Source organism: Haoranjiania flava (assembly GCF_025631005.1).
GTDB lineage: Bacteria > Bacteroidota > Bacteroidia > Chitinophagales > Chitinophagaceae > Haoranjiania > Haoranjiania flava.
Map to the genome: position 1 here is coordinate 1 of NZ_JAOTPL010000069.1, position 236 is coordinate 236.

The 236-nt window shown below is 41.1% G+C and carries 1 protein-coding gene; it reads left to right on the forward strand.

Going from position 1 to position 236, the window contains the following annotated elements:
- Positions 1–236 (forward strand): hypothetical protein (locus OD355_RS13860; protein WP_396327194.1); only part of this gene is annotated, 236 nt, incomplete at both ends.

Sequence of the window (236 nt, forward strand, 5' to 3'; positions counted from 1 at the left end):
TAAAAACCTGGTAAGCTGGTGGCGGGTATATCTTGGCGAGCATTTAGATATTGCAGCTTTACAATCTGAGTTTATTTCATATTGGAAGCCGCTGATGCAACAAAGGCATGTAACTATGATAGATGCTACCTGCGTGGAAAGCCACCTGCGTTATCCCACATCAGTAAAACTTTTATGGGAGAGCTGTACGAAGGTATATGAGCTGATGCAGGATATAAGAAAGCGTTTAAAATTGA